Annotated in this window: 16 protein-coding genes; 15 read left to right on the top strand and 1 reads right to left on the bottom strand. The window is 39.0% G+C overall.

Annotated features, from left to right (window positions below):
• Nucleotides 1–244: 244 nt before the first annotated feature.
• Nucleotides 245–835, top strand: coding sequence for a YqiA/YcfP family alpha/beta fold hydrolase (locus tag F896_RS17165; RefSeq protein WP_016162449.1), 591 nt, complete (start codon nt 245–247; stop codon nt 833–835).
• A 14-nt stretch (nt 836–849) separates the two neighbouring features.
• Complete coding sequence (gene parE / locus F896_RS17170; protein WP_004803540.1) at nt 850–2,733, top strand: DNA topoisomerase IV subunit B; 1,884 nt, start codon at nt 850–852, stop codon at nt 2,731–2,733.
• Between the two features lie 331 nt (nt 2,734–3,064).
• Here the strand turns inward: parE and F896_RS17180 are convergent.
• A protein-coding gene (locus F896_RS17180) for an IS3-like element ISAba21 family transposase (protein ID WP_085940850.1) occupies nt 3,065–4,230 on the bottom strand; the annotation gives its coding sequence in 2 pieces (ribosomal slippage) (nt 3,065–3,972 and nt 3,972–4,230; 1,167 coding nt in all).
• A gap of 16 nt (nt 4,231–4,246) precedes the next feature.
• Here F896_RS17180 and F896_RS20725 point away from each other — a divergent pair.
• From F896_RS20725 to urtD, 13 genes are all read left to right on the top strand, one after another.
• Nucleotides 4,247–4,759, top strand: coding sequence for a hypothetical protein (locus F896_RS20725; RefSeq protein ID WP_016162447.1), 513 nt, complete (start codon nt 4,247–4,249; stop codon nt 4,757–4,759).
• Nucleotides 4,749–6,665, top strand: a complete 1,917-nt coding sequence (locus tag F896_RS17195) for a Mu transposase C-terminal domain-containing protein (protein ID WP_016162446.1) — start codon at nt 4,749–4,751, stop codon at nt 6,663–6,665. The genes F896_RS20725 and F896_RS17195 overlap by 11 nt, the downstream gene beginning before the upstream one ends.
• Nucleotides 6,665–7,660, top strand: coding sequence for a TniB family NTP-binding protein (locus F896_RS17200; RefSeq protein ID WP_016162445.1), 996 nt, complete (start codon nt 6,665–6,667; stop codon nt 7,658–7,660). The genes F896_RS17195 and F896_RS17200 overlap by 1 nt, the downstream gene beginning before the upstream one ends.
• Before the next feature lie 28 nt (nt 7,661–7,688).
• On the top strand, nt 7,689–8,207 hold the full coding sequence (locus F896_RS17205) for a hypothetical protein (protein ID WP_016162444.1): 519 nt from the start codon (nt 7,689–7,691) through the stop codon (nt 8,205–8,207).
• Nucleotides 8,208–8,274: 67 nt separating this feature from the next.
• Nucleotides 8,275–9,135 (top strand): TniQ family protein, encoded by an 861-nt coding sequence (locus F896_RS17210; protein WP_016162443.1) that lies wholly within the window; start codon nt 8,275–8,277, stop codon nt 9,133–9,135.
• A gap of 758 nt (nt 9,136–9,893) precedes the next feature.
• Nucleotides 9,894–11,150 carry a DNA cytosine methyltransferase gene (locus tag F896_RS17215; protein WP_016162442.1) on the top strand — a complete coding sequence of 419 codons (1,257 nt, stop codon included), beginning with the start codon at nt 9,894–9,896 and terminating at the stop codon, nt 11,148–11,150.
• Entirely contained in the window at nt 11,150–13,252 is a 2,103-nt protein-coding gene (locus tag F896_RS17220; RefSeq protein ID WP_016162441.1) for an ATP-binding protein, read from the top strand. The genes F896_RS17215 and F896_RS17220 overlap by 1 nt, the downstream gene beginning before the upstream one ends.
• 22 nt (nt 13,253–13,274) lie before the next feature.
• Nucleotides 13,275–14,657, top strand: coding sequence for a hypothetical protein (locus F896_RS17225; protein WP_016162440.1), 1,383 nt, complete (start codon nt 13,275–13,277; stop codon nt 14,655–14,657).
• A 107-nt stretch (nt 14,658–14,764) separates the two neighbouring features.
• The gene (locus tag F896_RS17230; RefSeq protein ID WP_016162439.1) at nt 14,765–15,229 is read left to right on the top strand and encodes a 3'-5' exoribonuclease; all 465 of its coding nucleotides are present in this window, start codon (nt 14,765–14,767) and stop codon (nt 15,227–15,229) included.
• Nucleotides 15,230–15,628: 399 nt separating this feature from the next.
• The gene (gene urtA / locus F896_RS17235) at nt 15,629–16,909 is read left to right on the top strand and encodes an urea ABC transporter substrate-binding protein (RefSeq protein WP_004657099.1); all 1,281 of its coding nucleotides are present in this window, start codon (nt 15,629–15,631) and stop codon (nt 16,907–16,909) included.
• An 88-nt stretch (nt 16,910–16,997) separates the two neighbouring features.
• On the top strand, nt 16,998–18,620 hold the full coding sequence (urtB, locus tag F896_RS17240) for an urea ABC transporter permease subunit UrtB (RefSeq protein WP_016162438.1): 1,623 nt from the start codon (nt 16,998–17,000) through the stop codon (nt 18,618–18,620).
• A gap of 4 nt (nt 18,621–18,624) precedes the next feature.
• Nucleotides 18,625–19,695: an urea ABC transporter permease subunit UrtC gene (urtC, locus tag F896_RS17245; protein ID WP_016162437.1), complete on the top strand. Its 1,071-nt coding sequence runs from the start codon at nt 18,625–18,627 to the stop codon at nt 19,693–19,695.
• Nucleotides 19,696–20,523: an urea ABC transporter ATP-binding protein UrtD gene (gene urtD / locus F896_RS17250; RefSeq protein ID WP_016162436.1), complete on the top strand. Its 828-nt coding sequence runs from the start codon at nt 19,696–19,698 to the stop codon at nt 20,521–20,523.
• Nucleotides 20,524–20,530 lie beyond the last annotated feature (7 nt).

Here is a 20,530-nt window from a genome sequence, read left to right as displayed (position 1 = left end):
GATATATACCGAAGGTTTGAAGTGATTTTTCTGAATATTGTTTAGATAAACTACAACAAACGCTTACATCTTATGTCTTTCATACGTAATTTTTTTAGAATACTGATGAACGGAGTACAGTATCGTTTTTTGTGTCAGACAATATCTAGCTTATATGTAATTTATATTGTTATTTGTTTAACTATTAATCGAAATAATGTGATTTATTTCACTTTATGTCAAGTCATTGCCTATTTTGGTGTGTATGCAAATTATCTATCTACATGGTTTTCGAAGCAGCCCGATGTCGATAAAAGGGCAACAGTTGCAACAATATTGTGCACAGCATGATGCGATACAAGTGCATTTACCTGATTTAAATCAGCCACCCAATCAAGTGCTAGAACAACTCTCTCAGCTTATCGAAAATTTATCACAGGATAAAGTGGTTTTGGTTGGCAGCAGTCTTGGTGGTTTTTATGCGACATATCTTGTCGCTAAGTATGATTGTGCTGCTGTATTGATTAATCCTGCTATGCGACCATGGCAATTATTTGAAGATTTATTTGGGGTTGAACAAATCCCACTCAAAGTCACTGCATCATGGACACTTGATGCCGATCAACTGCAGCAATTACAATCGATTGCTGACACGAAACTCGTTCATGCTGATAAAATTCTGGTGCTATTGCAACAAGGCGACGAAGTCTTGGATTATCAGCAAGCTCAACGTTATTATAGTGCAGTTCATCCATCATCATTGATTTTAACCGACGCTAATGGTAATCATGCAATGGATGATTTTGAAGAAAAATTACCTTTAATTCTCGAATTTTTATCGGCAGCGATCCAATAAGGAAGTCAGACCAAGTGACACAATACACGGCCCAATCCCTTGAAGTTCTTTCTGGTTTAGATCCTGTTCGTCGTCGACCAGGCATGTATACCGATACCTCACGTCCAAACCATTTGGCGCAAGAGGTGATTGATAATGCAGTCGATGAAGCACTTGCGGGTCATGCCAACCAGATTTGTGTCACGGTCTATGAAGATGGTTCATTGTCAGTCGAAGATAATGGTCGTGGTATGCCAGTCGATATCCATCCAGAATATGGACAAAGTGGCATCGAAATCATTTTGACCAAGCTACATGCGGGTGGCAAATTCAGCACCGATAACTATCAGTTCTCTGGTGGTTTGCATGGCGTCGGGATTTCAGTGGTGAATGCCTTATCGACCCGTGTTGAAGTGGCAGTACAGCGTCAAGGTAATCTGTATCAAATGGCCTTTGAACAAGGCGAGCCCGTTGCGCCTTTGTCGGTTTTAGAAGGTAAGGTCGCTAAGCGTGCCACAGGCACGACCGTGCGTTTCTGGCCTGAAACCAAATATTTTGATAGTCCTAAATTTGCACTTAAAGCACTGAAACATAATTTAAAAGCCAAGGCTGTGTTAGCGGCAGGTTTGAAAATAATTTATGACGATAAAATCAATAACGAAAAGATCGAATGGCAGTTTGAAAATGGTCTGGTCGACTATTTGATGGATGAGCTGCAAGATCGTGACATCTTGCCAGATCCTGCTTTTGTCAGTAGTGGCCAAGCCGACCGCGCTGCCTGTGAATTTGCGATTTGCTGGAATGTGGAAGGTGGCGAGCAGATTCAGGAAAGTTATGTCAACTTGATTCCAACCGCGCAAGGTGGTACCCATGTCAATGGTCTACGTTCGGGTGTAACTGAAGCACTGCGCGAGTTCTGTGAATTACGCAATTTATTGCCACGTAATATGAAGCTCTCTGCGGAAGATGTTTGGGATGGCGTAAATTTTATTCTATCGCTGAAATTCCAAGAGCCGCAATTTTCAGGGCAAACCAAAGAACGTTTATCCAGTCGCGAAGCCTCTAATATTGTGCTGAATATTGCCAAAGATGCGTTTGCCTTATGGCTGAATCAACATGCAGAGATTGCGACACAACTGGCTGAAATGGCGATTGCCAAAGCAGGGCGTCGTTTAAAAGCAGCGAAAAAAGTTGAACGTAAGAAGATTGTGGCAGGTCCAGCGCTGCCTGGAAAACTGGCGGACTGTGTGGGCTTAACCCGTGAGGACAGTGAACTATTTATTGTCGAAGGGGATTCTGCGGGCGGTAGTGCCAAACAGGCACGCGATAAGAATTTCCAAGCGATTATGCCGATTCGTGGAAAAATTCTGAATACATGGGAAGTATCTTCGGATGAAGTATTGGCTTCTCAAGAAGTACATGATATTGCCATCGCGATCGGGGTCGATCCGGGCAGTGATGATCTGTCTGAATTACGTTATGGCAAGATCTGTATCCTTGCCGATGCGGACTCGGATGGTTTGCATATCGCAACCTTATTATGCGCTTTATTCGTCAAACATTTCCCAACCTTGGTTGAAGAAGGTCATCTGTTTGTAGCAATGCCACCGCTCTATCGTATCGATATTGGTAAAGAGGTGTACTATGCCTTGGATGATGACGAGCTTGAAAGCATCCTGAAAAAAGTTAAAGGCAACAAGAATCCGCAGATCACCCGATTTAAAGGTTTGGGCGAGATGAATGCCAGTCAGTTGCGTGAAACCACCATGGACCCGAATACCCGTCGTTTGGTGCAATTGGACTTGGACGATGCACATTTAACCGCAGGTTTATTGGATAAATTGCTGGCGAAAAAACGTTCAGCAGACCGTAAACACTGGTTAGAGCAAAAGGGTAATTTAGCAGATATTACGGTTTAAGTGTAGATTGTAGGATAAGTTTATAAAATTGTAGGAATAGTCTATAAATTATGTAGGATAAACTTATAAAAAAGCTTATAATTTGAACAAGGAAGTTCAGGATGAGCTAGAAAATGAATAGCCCTGCACGCAAAATTCAGAAATCTGCTGTTAAGAACATTGTTCGTTTCCCTTCAATAAAGGCTAATGATGGAAAGACAATTCTTGTTGAGTCCATCTTAGAGTCGAAATATTGTCTTCATTTAGAGTTTGACGCTGAGGTAGAGACATATTTCCCGCAACCTCGAAATGATATGTGCTGAATTAGCAGGAGACTTTCACTTGGGATATGCTAGGCAGCTAACCGATAAAAGTTCTCTGCTATTTGATTTGGCGTTTTAAAATCCAAACTCTTTTGAATTCTTCGCTGATTATAAAATAACACAATGTATTTTGTAATATCTGCTTTAGCTTCATCTCTGGTTTTATAGTTGCAATGATGCACTAATTCATTCTTGAGTATGCCCCAGAAACTTTCAATCGGTGCATTATCGTAACAGTCCCCACGTTTGCTCATTGAACCTTGAAAATCACATTTTTCCAGTATCTTTCGATATTCATGGCTGCAATATTGGCTGCCTCTGTCCGAATGAACAATTAAGCCTTTCGTTGGTTTTTGATTACGAATCGCCATAGTCAGTGCATTGCAAACAAGTTGTGCGGTCATACGCTCATTTAAGCTATAGCCAACCACTTGTTTCGTGTACAGGTCTTTTACTGCTGCCAAGTATAACCAACCTTCAGCAGTCCAAATGTATGTAATATCGCTTGACCATGCAAGATTGGGCTTAGTCATTGAAAACTGTTGCTCTAGTAAATTTGCGTAGATCGCTCGATTATGATCACTCTTCGTAGTTCTTTTGAAACGCTTATGACGCTTACAATACAGCTGGTTGAGCTTTTTTATTTGACGTACAGCATACGTACTGATTTTGATACCTTGCGCTTGTAAATGCTTAGTTAATCGAATATAGCCATAGCTTTGTTTAGTTTCCTCATGAGCTATTTTGACCAAAATTGTCTGTTGATTTCGCTGAACCAATCTTTTATTCATGCCTCGTTTTAGCCAATCATAAAATCGTGACACTGAAACGTGAAGTAATCTAGCCATAAAGCTAATCGGGAATAAATGTCTTTGCTGTTTCATATAGGCGTACCTTACTGACTTTCTTTCGCAAAGTACGCTGCTGCCTTTTTTAGAAATTCACGTTCCATTTCAGCTGTTTTGAGCTGTTGTTTGAGCTTTTTATTTTCTTCGAGTAAGGCATTTAGATCAGGTGAATATTGTTTAGTGCCTGCTAAGGTGCCAGTCTTTGCTTTATTATTCCAATTTGAAAGAGTTTGCATTGAAATGCCAAGTTGTCTGGCTGTTTCCGATACATTGCCTTGATTGGCTTCAATCAATTTTATTGCTTCAACTTTAAATTCTGCGGTGTAAGTCTTCTGTTTCTTGCTCATGGTAAACTCCTGATGAGTGTCTATAGTTTACCAAGTTAAAACCTCCTGTTTTCTCAGCACACATCAAAAATTTGAAATTCCTGATAATGATGGTGAGTGTAGTATCTACACACCTGATTTTGAAATTCTTTATACTTCTGGTGTTAGGAAGTATGCGGAGGTCAAACCCTCTGAATATACTCAAACTGAACATTATCAATCTCTTTTTTCTCGCTTTAATAATTTTTTAAATGATACTAATACTGATTTTTTGATCGTGAGTGAAATTGAAATCTATCAGCAGCCATTACTATCAAACTATGAAAAACTTTATCAATATAAAAAACGCCCTTTATTAAAAATGAAGAATCTTCAGCAGTGTGCAGAAGATATTCATGATTTGATGCCATTAGCGCAGTTAGTGAATAGGCTTGGTGACCGTGCACACTTGAGGGAAATATATTCATGGATTGCGCTAGGGTATTTGCGATTTGATATGAACTCTGAACCATTAAGTATGACAACAGAGGTGAAATTCGATGTCTGCTGAGTTATGGGAACAAGGTGTAATCATTGAATTTAACAAGGGTATTCCTTGTCATCGTGCTATGGTCCGGTCTGTTGGAAAAGCAGAAGTCGTTTTAGTAGATATTGAGAATGGGACCGTATTTAGATTGAGCCGAGAAGAACTAGGTACAGTTTATACTTCAGGAGGCATCAAATTTCTTGCGGAATCACGAGATTTTGGCGATCTTAAGTTTATTGATCTTTCAGAAATTGAGCAGCGTGAAACTAATAGAAAATATAGATATATCAAACGGCTTCAGGAAAATGGTATTAGCAAAATCACTGAGAAAAGTGCCAGAAATACGATAGATGAAGTTGCTTTAGAATTAGGTGAGAAAGCACCACATTGGCAATCAGTAAGAAGTTGGTACGCTAATTTTGTCGAAGCAGGTCTAAAGATACGAGGTCTTTATCCTAAGCATCGATTTAAAGGTCATAGAATTCCTAAGATCGATACAAAAGTTATTGAAATTATTGAAGATGCTGCAAAGCGATATTACACACTTAGCCAGTCGTCAATGGCTTCGGTGGTTCGTAATGTTGAAGCTAAAATTATGTCACACAATTTAGATCACCCTGATGCACCACTTCAGAAACCAACATATCATACTGTTCAGGACCGTGTTTTACGTGGACTGTACCAAACTAAGAGAAAAGGGGGACATGGAGCTCGAGTTTTGCAGGCTGAACTAGCCAAAGCATTAAGTGGAATAACTACTACTAGAGTCTTGGAACGTATTGAGCTTGATCACACTCAGTTGGATATTCATGTTCTGCATGATGATTATAAAACCTTACTTGGTCGGCCTTATATTACTGCTTTGATAGACCATTACTCTGGAATGTTACTTGGATTTCAAATGTCTTTTGAAGAGCCTTCATATGCGTCAGTTTGTTTGGCTTGTTTGAATGCGTTTTTACCAAAAGATGATTGCATGAAAGAGTTGGGATTAAACAGTTTGTGGCCTGCTCACGGTGTTCCTTCTACACTTGTAACAGACAATGGTAATGAGTTTTGGGGACAGAAGTTTATTGCTGTGGCAGATGAATTAGGGGCGGTTTTTCAGTATTGTCCGATTCGTAAAGGTAATTATAAAAGTCGTATTGAACGTTTCTTCGGTATAGTCAATGCACTGGTACTTGATGATTTGCCTGGTGTGGTCAGAAAAATTGGTAAATGTGGAGATGGCTATGATGCAAGGCAGGAAGCTGTGCTCACATTTTCAGAGTTTAAACGCTATTTTGTGAAGTGGGTGACAGAAGATTATCACCATACACCTCTAGAAGACTCAGATTTAACACCTTATGAAATTTGGGCTAGTTCGGAGGAATGCTTTCCAGTACCAGTAGAAGATAAAGAAGAGTTGACTACTATTTTATTGGCGACTACTACACGTACGCTACATAAAGGTGGCATAGAAATTTTTTCGATGAACTATGACTCAAGCCTTCTCAAAGACTTATATAGAAGAGATGGACCTAGAGAGGTAACTGTTAAATACAATCCTTTTGATATTGGTTATATCTTGGTGCTAGATCAGATTAACAAGGTCTATTTAAAAGTAGATTGCCTGAAATATTCTTATGCCTCCAATCTTTCTGAGTTTGAGCATAAGAAGATCCGAGCTGCTGCAAAAGTTGCTCGACAATCCAAATTTGACAACTTGAATCTCCAAAAGACTAAAGTTCAACTTGCTAAAGAACGTGAAGAATATCATGCAAGAAATGTTCGAAGAAATAAGCAAGTAACAACATCTAAAGCCGCAAGGTCAGATAAAACAGGTGTCCCTAATATCAGCCTCGTAGTGGATAATTCACATCGTAAGATGAAAGTTGATTTTGAGGATGATGGAGATAATCTCAGCTTAAATGGATGGAGTATGGGCTAATGAGAACTACTTTCGAGGATCATCCATTCATTAAAAGTCCATTCCTTACGAAGATGGTGAATTTATTTGACTCTTTGCGTAATAAGAAGAAAAAATACGGTGTTGCTTCTTGCATGTTGGTAACTGGAGAATCTGGGAGTGGGAAATCTGAGTTAGCAAAATATTATGCAAAGAATAATCCGAAAATAGAACAAGCAGAGCGAACATATATCCCTGTTTTACACTACGAATTAAGATCAGTTTCTACACCAGAAGAGTTCTTAAGATCACTGTTGGTCACTATTGGCGATCCACAGTGTGGACGGGGTGCGAGAAACAAAGGTGAGCTTTATGAGCGATTGATTACGCTACTTAAGGTAGTTGGTATAGAGTTGCTGATCCTTGATGAAATTCAGGTGATCATTGAGCGTCGTAGTGCAAAGGTTGTCACAGGAATTGCGGATTTATTTAAAGATCTAATCAATGATACAGAAATACCGATTATTTTTATGGGAATGCCTTGGAGTAGATATCTGGTTGAATCAAATCAACAATTAGCACGTCGAATATCATATCGCTACACCATACCACCATTTAGGATCAGCAGTAACGAGGATCGTGATGATTACAGAAGGCTCTTGATGTGCCTGTCAGAGGCATATGGGCTTTCTAAAAAGATTAAATTAGAAGAAATTACAGTGGCTCTAAGGTTTTTTAGTGCAACGAGTGGAAATCTAGCAACTACGGCTAATCTTGTTCGAGATGCTAAGATGATGTCTGAAATGGAAGAGATGAAGGTAGATATGAATTTATTTGCTGAGGTTCTTAGCAGCTATGGTATTGATGAGCGAAACAATGCTTTTTTACAGCCGATTGAAAAGTTGGTCTTAAGAGAACTCATCGTTCATTCAGATTGGCATTTTGGGTATAGAGCAAATAAAAATGCGATCATTGATGCTGAATATGTTGAGTTCGGTGTATCAAAAAGCAATAAAGTGTATTGTTTGGCTGGATAAATGATAAGTTATTTCAAGGTGAAGCATAGTGTTACTTGATCGATCAAGACCAACTGATCAGCAAACCTTTAGCGATTACTTGAATGATTTGGGAATGAAAAATGGTTTCTCTGATATTAAAAGTTTTAAGAAATTTCTAATAAATTCCTCTAGAAAGAGGTATTACATCTATTCTGCTGACAGCGTGGATATATTTAGAGTTATTTCTGGGCTTTTTATTGAACTTGGTATCGATCAAGTCGAAGTATCAGATGTTATGCGGACACAATGTTTCAAGTGTCTTGATAGATATCCAGAAATGTGGTCGTGGAATAAGATAGCTGAAAACGGATGTATAGGGCCAACCTTTACCAGTAAAAAATATAAGCAGCTACAGCAAGTATTTAAGACCAACAATAAAGAGGAATATTGCGGTTTAATAAAATGTTCTATGAGTAAGCTGGGACTAAATAGTTCACCTTTGTCAGATAGACTTTATTTTGCTGATCTAATCCCCGAAGGAACTTTATCTTCAAAGAAATATGGATTAAGAAAGGAATATCTATAAATAGCCTGATAGTCTTAAGATTTTGGTAAGTATTGGATATTTTACTATTTATTATGAGATCATTGAGATGCTTCTCGCCAGACCTAGAATTCAACCAAATGAATGTTTAGTCAGTTATCTGATCCGAATATCAGAGCAAAATGGCTTTAAACACATAGGTCATTTGCTGCATCATGCTGGTTTGGCTTGGAAAAATAACCGTGTACCAGTCCATGAGATTTTAACTGGAGAGTTTGATCTTAATGTGTATTTTTTGCAGCTTGGGTTAACAAGTTGTTCTTCTCAAATTGAGCCAATATTTTATTCTTTTCAACACGTCATTGATACACCCTATCTACTTGTGAAGTATCCAAAGGTATGTCCAGATTGTATCGAAGAATTTGGGTTTTGTAGATTTGAATGGAGCTTATTGCCATACCTTGCATGTGCTCGACATGGAAAATTATTGATAGATGTTCACTATAGTACTGGCAAACGGTTGAATTGGTATCGTCGCTATTTAAATAAATTTGATGATGATACTGATGTTATCAACTCATTAAGTAATGTTGCTCCGTCTGAAGCAATCAAACTCAGCCAATATATTGAAGCACTATTACAAGGAGGAAATAGAATTTCTTGCCCTGAAATTTTGCAAGGTTTGGAGCTCCGAGAATCTCTTAGCATAATTCATTTTATTGCTCATTATAGATCAAGGTTATTGGGTGGTTCATTTCAACCTCTTTCGATAACGAATGGTGAGCTTGCTCAATATTATCAATACGTATGGGAAATGCTTGAAAATTGGCCAGATGCTTACTACAAGTTTCTCAATCAATATCTTGAGCGCCCGATGAGCAATAAGGAGTTGGTGGCTTACATAAACATTTTAGGGATTTATATGAGTCTCTGCATCGTCAGGCGGGGAACAGGGGAATTGCTCGGATAAAAGTTGAATTTGACCATTACATAGAGAGTTATTGGCCTAGTGTCTTAGAACCGGAGCGTATAACACGTATCCAGTTAACTACCCTAGAGCGAAATATTGTTTCCAAAAAAGAAGCTGCCAAAATTCTTAATTGTCATCCAGATAGAGTGGATAAATTAGTACAACAACAAAAGCTTACACCCAGTGTTTTTGAAGGGAAAAAGCACTATTCTCGCGAACAGGTTGAGGATCTTGCAATACAGATATCCTCAAATTGGACGATGGATGAGGCTTGTGAGGAATTACAGCTCACAAGATATCAGCTAAAGCAATTGTTAGACGCTGGTATATTACGTACGCTTCAATGCCCCAGTTCCTTAAATCGGGATTGGATTATTGATAAAATACAATGCCAAGATTTGATCGAGAGTTTATGTCAGAAAGCACGGAAAAGCTCTCCACCTTCGAGGATATTATCAATGGCAAGTATGCAGCGTAGAGGTTACTCAATAGTTCGATTAGTTCTATCTATGCAAGCTGGGTATATTGAATTTGGGCAATACCCTGATATTGATCATCCTTTAAGTTGCAAGCAATTTACAGATTTTACTTTCAAATAGCATTTTGGCCCACTAAAGGTTGATAGTAAGAACCAATAGATCTTCGAATAGGAATCGTTGAGGTGCTAGGGTTTTAGTCTTTTAAATTAGTCTCTATATTTTTGCTAAATCTTAAGTTTCCTGGTATCCTGGCACTTATTTATTTTCTATTGATGTATTATGTCTAGCACTTTAAAATTTCTTGATTTATTCGCTGGTGCTGGCGGCTTGTCAGAGGGATTTATTCGTGCTGGGTTCAAACCAATTGCCCACGTTGAAGCAGATGCTTCAGCATGTTTTACGCTAAAGACACGTCAAGCTTTCCATTGGCTAAAAAATAATAGCTCGATAGATTTATACTCAAAATATTTAAAAAATGAGATCACTCGAAATGAACTGTATTGTGCTGTTCCAATAAGTGAAATCGATTCTGTTATCAACGAATTTATAGGGCCAGACACTCTAGATACAATTTTTCAAAAAGTAGATGAACAACTTGGTAAATCGAAATTAGATTTAATTATTGGGGGACCTCCTTGCCAAGCCTATTCTCTTATTGGTAGAGCACGTGGGAATATGGATGACGATCCACGCAACCATTTATATAAATACTATGCTGAATTTTTGAAAAGATATAAACCTAAATATTTTGTCTTTGAAAATGTATTAGGGCTTCTAACAGCTAAAGATCCAAGCGACGAACTTTATTTCGAGAAAATGAAAAGTTTGTTCATCGAAATCGGTTACTCAATTGAATATCAAGTTTTAGCGGCAAATGAGTATGGTGTTCTTCAAAATCGCAAACGTATTATTTTGGTAGGAAAGAAAGGACATCGTAGTAAAAATTCATTTTATCCGAAGATAGAGAAGTGGATACCTGAAGCTGAAGTATGGGATTTGCTCAAGGATCTTCCTAAGATAAATGCTGGTGGTGGTCAAGCTTTCCCATTAAAACCAATCACCAAGCCATCAAAGTGGCTGAAGCAAGCTCAAATATCTACGACTCTTCCATTAACTTGGCATGAAGCACGTCCGCATTCACAACAAGATTTAGAAATCTATAAATATGCCGTGAATTTATGGAATACTGAAAAAAGACGACTGCACTATGATGATTTACCAGAACATTTAAAAAGTCATAAAGGGCGAAATTCGTTTGTGGATCGGTTTAAAGTAGTTGCTGGTGATTTAGCTGCCTGCCATACTGTTGTTGCACATATCTCTAAGGATGGGCATCATTATATTCATCCTGATATTGAACAAAATCGTTCATTGACACCTAGAGAGGCAGCAAGAATTCAAAGTTTTCCTGATGATTATTATTTTGAAAATGTTTCAGGTAAGCCTGCACGTACAAGTGCTTTTAAACAAATTGGGAATGCTGTTCCTGTTTTACTTGCACAGAAGATTGCCGAAAAATTATTAAAGGATTGGTAATGACTGAAAATTATATTACTTCCGAGGACTTAGCATTTCGCCCACGAGCACGCCTATTACAGATGCTAGGTGATCAGCTAATTGGTTCTCATCGCTTAGCTATTTTTGAATTAGTTAAAAATGCCTATGATGCAGATGCTGATACTGTTTTAATTACTCTTAATAAGGTCAATACTCCAGAGGCTGAAATTATTGTTGAGGATAATGGGGATGGGATGTCATTAGCTATAATCAAAGATATTTGGTTAGTTCCTGCTCATGACCACAAACAAAAACAAAAACTAGATAAAAAAAGAACTCGTTTAAATCGATTGCCGCTAGGCGAAAAGGGTCTAGGGCGCTTTGCAGTACATAAATTAGGAAATGAAATTGAGTTAATTACCAGATCAAAAAATGAAGATGAATGTCTGGTCAAAATTAATTGGTCTGAATTAATTGAAAAACCTTTTCTCGAAGATACTCGTGTTGAGGTCATTACAAGAACACCTCAAGTATTTCTTGGTGAAAATACTGGGACACAAATTAATATACGTGATTTGAGAGAACAAACGTGGACAAGGGGTGATGTAAGAAAGTTACTAAGACAAATTACATCTATTTCAACACCATTTACTGATAAAAGAAGTGATAAGTTTGAGACTTTACTTGAAGTAACTGGTTACCCTGAATGGACTCAAGGCATTCCTGATATTGATATGCTTAAAGAAAGAGCTCCTTGGCATATAAAGTTTGAGTTAAAAGATGGACTTCTAAATTTAGACTATCATTTCAGAGGGGTGCCAGGTATAAGAATAGAGGAACGACAAAAAGAACTTGTAAATGAAAATCTACCATTAGCTGCATCCACAAAGAAACAGAAAAAAGTTGCGATTCCTGAAGACTTCAATGGAATCGGCGAGATATCTGGTGAATTTTATATTTATGACCGAGATAGAAAAATATTATCTAAATTTGGTGAACAACAATTAGTTGAAAATTTTCTAGATGAGAATGGTGGCATCAGAGTTTATCGAGATAATATCCGTGTTTATAATTATGGCGAACCGGGAGATGATTGGTTAGGGTTAGATTTACGTCGTGTAAATGTCCCTGGACGACATATTAGTCGAAATATCATTGTTGGTTCTTTAGATCTGAACATCGAGGATAGTTATGATCTTATAGAAAAAACAAACCGTGAAGGATTTGTTGAAAATGATAGTTACAATCGATTTCAAAATATCATTTTAGCCGTTTTATCAATTGTTGAAACTGAGCGACTAATTGACAAAGAACGTCTTAGAGATGCAACTGAAGAACCTAAAAACATAGAAGTAAAAAAGATAGAAAAACCTTTAGATGATCTTAGAAAGATCGCAAAAAAACATAATTTGTCAGATGAATTAGAACCTTTGATTCAAAAAACAGAAAAAAACTATAACGAAATGCGTGATGTCATGCTTAATACAGGCTTCAATAATATGGGGCTAGCTATAGTATTCCATGAAGTTGAACATGGTGTTAGATCATTATATGCAACAATCGAACATTCTGATGACATCTCATTAATTAAGCAGCATGCTCATGAGTTAGTGAAAATCTTGGATAGTTTTTCTGATTTATTACGCAAGGGTGAGAACAAACCAGCTAGTTTAAAGAATCTTATTAGAAAAGCTCGCGATGTAGCAAAGATAAGATTTAGAAAACACAAAATACAGTTTGTTTGCCCTTTCCTTGAAGAGAATATACCTGATATCGAACAAAGTTTTATTTTTAAAATTCTGATTGGTAGCTTAAATAATATCTTTGATAATTCAATTTACTGGCTACAAACACGATGGCCAGAAGATACTATTGGTCAAAGAAAAATTTACGTAAATGTAACTAATAATTTTTATGGAAAAACAGCCATTATCATTGCTGATAATGGTCCGGGTTTTCAAGATGAACAAGAACAATTAGTAAAACCGTTTTTCACAAGACGACCAAATGGTATGGGAATTGGACTTTATTATATAAATCTTGCGATGGAAGTAAATAAGGGGCGCTTAGTTATTCTTGATGATCAAGATGATGTACCAAATGAGTTTGATGGTGCTGCTATGGCATTAGTATTTGATTGAGATATTCGGGGAAAATAATTTAATGTTAACACCACCAAGATTTGTTGTTTTGGATGACAAGCCAGAGCATTTAACACCAATTATTGAAGCTTTTAAGCACATAGGAACCTCCTGCATCGGACTTCCATATAATGGAGAAACTGATGAACATTTATCTATTGATTTCTATAAAGGTGTAAGAGGGCTTTTTATCGATCTGAATTTAAGTGGTGGCTCTGTTGGAACAAATCAACATTATGCTGAGATTGCTCGTATTTTAGAAACGGTTATTACTAAAGACAATGGACCTTTCATTCTAGTTTTATGGACTGAAAACCCACATGAATGTCCTGCCTTAATAACTTATTTAGAAGAAAGTATTGAAGAAGGTTGCGAGTATTGTAAACCTTTAGCTGTAGAATCTTTATCTAAAACAGAATATATAAATACTATTAAAGATCATCCAGATTTCGGGAAAATTTTTCCTGGTAGAGAGGAAGAGTTTAAAAATATAATTAGAGCTTTTTTCACTACACATCCTCAAATAGCAGTTCTATTCGATTGGGAATCAAAAGTCTTAGAGGCCGTAAATCAAACTCTAATTGAATTAATGAATTTAGTTCCAAATGATAAAAGAAATTTCAATGATTATCCATCTGAAATAGATAAGGTACTCAGTTGTATTGTTAGAGAAACTGTAGGAAAAAGTCATGTTGCAACTGATCCTAAAAAAGCACTTAACTTAGCTATTTATCCTATTTTGGTCGATAAGATACTAAATAACACTCCTAATCAAGAAAATATTCAGCTTTGGAATAATGCTATTACACAAGTCAGATCTGCTTCGATTTCTGATGAAAAAGCTGTTGGGAAATTCAATAAGATGCTTCATCTAGCGGTAACTGGACATGAGTCAATGAGTCCATATGATTGGGGAGCTGTGGTTGAAATACCTTCTGAGATTTTCAATGATGAATTTTGTTTAGGGCACTTTGGATATAATCAAAAATGCCTTATTAAAAACACTTTTTGTTTTAATGGCATAGAAAAGCTCAAACCTATTCTAATACGTTTAGGAGCATCATGTGATTATGCACAAAATAAACAAGGACCTATCCCATATATTTTTGGATTCGTTGTTGAATCAGAAAAATACCATGAAAGAGAACGGGACTTTTTGGATCCAGCTCAAAAATTTATGAGTAAGAAACTCTCAGACTGGGTATCACCATTATTTAGTTATATAGATGCAGATCCAGCATTTTATATAGTTTTAAATCTTCAGTTAGTAATTTCTAAAGTTCAAGGACAACTTGATAGCTATCAGACTCTATATCGGCTTCGAGAACAATTACTCAATCAAGTTATTGTAAGAGCAACCAGTTTTGCTTCTAGGCCTGGCATTAATGAGCTACATGTAGGGTAAATAAACTGGCAAAGCTAAAGTGGGCTTGAATTAAATCATCTAAATTTAGCAATTTTGTAATACTTGATATGCCCTATGCATTACTTTTACATGTTATGAGGTGACTTATGCATCTTTTTTTGGATTGTGAATTTAATGGTTGGCATGACCAAGGTACAGGTGAGTTGATTTCATTAGGCTTGGTATCCGCCAATGGTAAATATGAGTTTTATGAAGTCGTGGGTTGTAAAACCCCTAGTTCATTTGTTTTACAACATGTTATGCCAATTTTAGGGCAATCAGCTATTCCTATGTGGGAGTTAGTTAATAAGCTGTGCAGTTTCTTATGGGAAGTGAACTCTCAAGAAGAGGAGCAGATTACTATCGTAGCTGACTATCCTTCAGATATAGAATTATTTAACCGTATTTTGCTCCTAGGACAAGGGCAATGTATCGATGTGCCAGTATTAGGTTTCTTACTCGATTTGTCGCTCACTACCAAGGATTCTGTGATTCCTCACAATGCATTAGCTGATGCTAGAGCTTTGAGCAAAGATTATATGTTGAAGTATGCCCATAAGATTTTAAAGTGAGTTGATATCGAAATTAGTCACAAAAAGTGGCTTTTTATAGTTTTATCCTACAATTCAATTTATAGACTTATGCTACAAAAGGCTTAGTTGAGCGGGAATTAGGCCATGTTTTTATAAAGTTATCCTACAACTGACATTAAGCTCTTTGTCTCATTGTTAGATTAAAGCCAAGCATCAGCTTGGCTTTTTCTTTTGCTGAACTTTTAATGTCCGAACTGAACAAATTTGCATCATTTTAGGTCGCTGCGTATTTTTTGTATGCAATGTTGTATACAAGATTGAGGGATTAAGGCTTAACTTTTATTTAAATTAATTAAAAACAATAGCTTGTTGTGTTGGCATAAAAATTGAATAACTCCACCCAGTAAAAATCACAATATTGATGGGTGGAGAAACAAGATGCAAAACAAATTGATGTCGATGTCTGTACTGATGGCAGCCATGATGGGGATCGGTCTAGTTGGCTGTTCAAAACCAGCAGAAAAAACAGAACAGACCAAAACAGAAGCCAAAACTGCACCCGCTGCGAGTGGCGATACTATTAAAGTGGGGATTCTACATTCGCTTTCAGGCACCATGGCGATTTCTGAAACGTCATTGAAAGATACTGCCTTGATGACTATTAATGAGATCAATGCCAATGGTGGGGTACTGGGTAAAAAATTAGAACCTGTGATTGTTGACCCTGCATCGGATTGGCCATTATTTGCAGAAAAAGCCCGTCAGTTGATTACCCAAGATAAAGTGGCTGTTATTTTTGGTTGCTGGACATCCGTTTCGCGTAAATCGGTGTTGCCTGTGGTGGAAGAACTGAATGGTTTATTGTTCTATCCAGTGCAATATGAAGGTCAGGAACAGTCTAAAAACATCTTCTATACTGGCGCAGCGCCAAATCAACAAGCGATTCCAGCAGTTGAATATTTGATGGGGGATGAAGGCGGTAAAGCAGAACGTTTTGTGTTACTCGGTACAGATTATGTCTATCCACGCACCACCAATAAAATTTTACGTGCATTCCTGAAATCGAAAGGCGTCGCCGATGCTGACATCATGGAAGAATACACGCCATTTGGTCACAGCAACTATCAAACCATTGTTTCCAATATCAAGAAGTTCTCTGCGGGTAAAAAGACTGCGGTCATTTCGACTATCAATGGCGATTCCAATGTACCGTTCTATCGTGAATTGGGTAACCAAGGCATTAAAGCGTCTGATATTCCAGTCATGGCTTTCTCTGTAGGTGAGGAAGAATTACGTGGTATCGATACCAAACCATTGGTCGGTCATTTAGCGTCATGGAATTATTTCATGTCGGTGAAAAATCCTAAAAATACTGAGTTTGTGAATAAATTCAAACAATATGCGGTGGAATACAAACTTCCAAATGCAGACAAAGTGGTGACCAACGATCCGATGGAAGCGACCTATGTCGGTATTAATATGTGGAAGCAAGCCGTTGAAAAAGCGGGTACGACCGAGGTGGATAAAGTTCGTGATGCGATGGCAGGTCAGACCTTTGCTGCACCATCGGGCTATACCTTAAAAATGGATGAAACTAATCACCATCTACATAAACCCGTAATGATTGGACAGATCCGCGGCGATGGTCAATTCGACGTGGTCTATAAAACACCGCAAACCATCAAGGCAGAGCCTTGGAGTCCGTACATCCCGAAATAATGGGCTTTTAGCCTGCTGTATTTACAGCAGGCATTTTTATTCTGATTTTTTTATTTGATCTATTTAAAACCGTAATAAGGGAAGTTCTATGGCGAAACACTATGTTTTGGCACTGCTCTGCATCATGGCACAGATGATTTTTAGTCCAGCATGGGCAGAAGCCACATCCGCAACAACCGTGACGTCTACAGCTTCTCAAGATGCCATTCAGACCTTTGTGAAGTCCGATTTTGCGACGCGTCGTGCCATGCTCAATCAATGGCCTGCCAGTATTGAACAACTAGATCAACTGGTGGCCTATATTGATCAAAACGAGCTGTATACCGATAGCGCAGGCAATACCTATCTGTTAAAAAATGATGACAAGCTATTCAGCTATCCTGAGCAACAGGCGCTGGAACAATGGCCTGCGGATTTATCCCAAGTGACTTTGGTGAATACCTTACGCAAGGCACTGAATTTTGGTCAAGCCAAGGCCAAACTCAATTCAACAGATGCCTCGCAACGTTTAGCTGCGGTCGATATTTTAGAAAATAATTTGGCAGAACTCGATGTAGCGATGGTGAAGCAGCTTTATCTGAATGAAAAAAATGATCAGGTCAAAGCACGTTTAGCACAGCTCAAAGCCCGTTTGGATTTTAACAGTAACGATGAGTTTACCAAGCTTGAAGCAGTGAAAGTCTTGGCAGATTCAAATCGGCCCGATGTGTTCGCCTTAATCAACCAAACTTTAGAACAACCACAAAACAATCCTGCATTGAAGGCAGCGTTGTTGGATGCACACAATAAAATTAAGACCCGTCTGCAAATCAGTGAGTGGTCAGGTCATGTATTTTCAGGCTTAAGTACTGCCAGCATTTTGTTGCTTGCGGCACTTGGTTTAGCGATTACCTATGGTCTGCTTGGGGTAATTAACATGGCACATGGTGAGCTCATCATGATTGGTGCCTATACCACGTATGTGATCCAGAGCTTTTTTAAAACCCATTTTGCTGGACTAGTCGATTGGTATCTGTTGGCAGCAATTCCTGCGGCATTTTTGGTGAGTGCCTTGATTGGTATGTTGATTGAGCGCACCGTGATTCGCCCGCTGTATGGTCGTCAACTCGAGACTTTACTTGCCACCTTTGGGGTGAGCCTGATCCTGATGCAGTTGGTACGCATGGTGTTTGGTGCGCAGAATGTTGAGGTTTCCAATGTGGCATGGTTGAGTGGTGGGATCGCAGTTACACCGAGCCTGATGTTGCCTTATAACCGTATTGCCATTATTGGTTTTACCGTCGCAGTGTTATTGCTATTGCTGTTCCTACTCAATAAAACCCGTTTTGGTTTATTTGTACGTGCGGTGACGCAAAACCGTCAAATGGCACGCGCTGTTGGTATTCGTTCTGCACGGATTGACATGATGGCTTTTGGTCTGGGGTCAGGCTTGGCAGGTTTGGCAGGTTGTGCCTTGGCACAGGTGGGTAATGTTGGACCAGACCTTGGACAAAACTACATTATTGATGCCTTCCTTGTGGTCGTGGTGGGTGGTGTCGGTCAAGTCTGGGGTGCAGTATTGGCAGCGCTCGGACTGGGGATTAGCGGTACAGTTTTAGAGATTGGTTTAGGGGCTGTTCTCGCAAAAATTATTCTCTTGGTTCTTGTGATTTTGTTTATCCAAAAGCGTCCACAAGGTTTGTTTGCCATTAAAGGCCGGTTTGTGGAGTAAGCCAATGAAAATCACTTCTTTATTTGCCAACAAGCCCTATAGCGCCATGGCGATTGCGCTTTGTTTCGGCGTGCTGTTGTTGTTGCCATGGTTACACCTGCTGTCTCCTGACTCGGCATTTTATCTGTCTGCTTATTGGATCACCTTGATTGGCAAGATCATGTGTTTGGCCTTGGTGGCTCTTGCACTGGATTTGGTTTGGGGTTATGCCGGCATTCTGAGCTTAGGACATGGTTTGTATTTTGCTTTGGGGGGGTATGCCTTTGGTATGTACCTGATGCGCCAATCCGCAGGTGATGGGCTGCCTGATTTTATGCGCTTCCTCAGTTGGACTGAGTTGCCTTGGTATTGGGTCGGCACCGAGCATATTGCGTGGGCTTTAGCACTGGTGGTGCTGGTACCTGGTTTGATCGCGTTTATTTTTGGCTTTTTTGCCTTTCGCTCCAAAATCAAAGGCGTGTATTTCTCGATTATTACCCAAGCCATGACCTTTGCCGCCGCATTACTGTTCTTCCGTAATGAAACAGGCTTTGGGGGCAATAATGGTTTTACGGGTTTTAAGACCATTCTCGGTTTTGATATTACCTCTGCACCGATGCGTGCAACGCTATGCTTTGTGACTGCGTTAATGTTGATGTTGTGCTTCCTTGGCCTGCGTCAACTGATGAATCGTCCTTATGGACGGGTCTTGGGTGCAATTCGAGACAGTGAAAATCGCTTGCAATATCTCGGCTATCGAACGTTGTGGTACAAGCTGTCGGCATGGGTATTGTCCGCGGTGATTGCAGGCATCGCAGGGGCGTTGTATGTGCCACAGGCAGGCATCATTAATCCAAGTGAAATGAACCCCGTCAATTCAATTGAAATGGCGGTGTGGGTGGCTGCGGGTGGACGTGGCACTTTGATTGGTCCGATTTTAGGGGCAGGTTTAATCAATGCTGTGAAAACCTATTTTACTGTGGCTGCGCCAGAAGCATGGTTATTGATCTTGGGCGCACTTTTCATCGTGGTGACCTTGTTCTTGCCTAAGGGCGTCATTGGTTTATTTGACCGTTTTAAAAAGGAGCGTGATTAAATGAGTGATGTATTAATAGACTCTGCTCAACATGGCGGTCAACTTGGTGAGGGCTATGGTCGTGCCAAGCCACAAGGTGCGGATTTTAGTCACGGTATAGCCTTGTATCTGGAAAAAGTCAGTGTCTGGTTTGACTCATTTCGAGCCTTGAATGATTTATCGCTGTACATTGCCGAGGGCGAATTACGCTGCATTATTGGACCGAATGGTGCGGGTAAAACCACCTTGATGGATGTCATAACTGGCAAAACTCGTCCGACCACAGGTACGGCATTTTTTGGGCAAAACTATGATCTTGCCAAAATGAGTACCGAGCAAATTGCTGAGGCGGGCATCGGTCGAAAATTCCAAAAACCAACGGTATTTGAAAATTTTACTGTAATGGAAAATTTACTGCTGGCAGCACCACGAGATAAACGGGTGAAGAAAAGCTTCTTTTCTCGTTTAGATCCAGAAGCGCAATTGGCTTTGGATGAAAGCTTGGAACAGATTCGTTTAAAGGAGTTTGTACATAAGCCAGCGGGTTTGCTCTCACATGGACAAAAACAGTGGTTGGAAATCGGCATGTTGTTGATGCAACGGCCGAAGTTAATTTTACTGGATGAGCCTGTTGCTGGCATGACCGATGCTGAAACTGAGCGCACCGCTGAACTGTGTCTAGAACTCAAAAAAAATCACACGCTAGTAGTGGTGGAGCATGACATGAATTTCATTGACACCATCAGTGAAAAAGTCACGGTATTGGCGCAAGGGGCAATCTTGGCCGAGGGTACATTGGCAGAGGTTCAGGCCAATGACGATGTGATTGAAAAGTATTTAGGACGCTAGGAGAGAC

Origin of the sequence: Acinetobacter genomosp. 15BJ (assembly GCF_000400715.1) — a bacterium.
GTDB lineage: Bacteria > Pseudomonadota > Gammaproteobacteria > Pseudomonadales > Moraxellaceae > Acinetobacter.
Note: the sequence above shows the minus strand (reverse complement) of the source record. Positions and strands in the feature narration are given on the sequence as shown.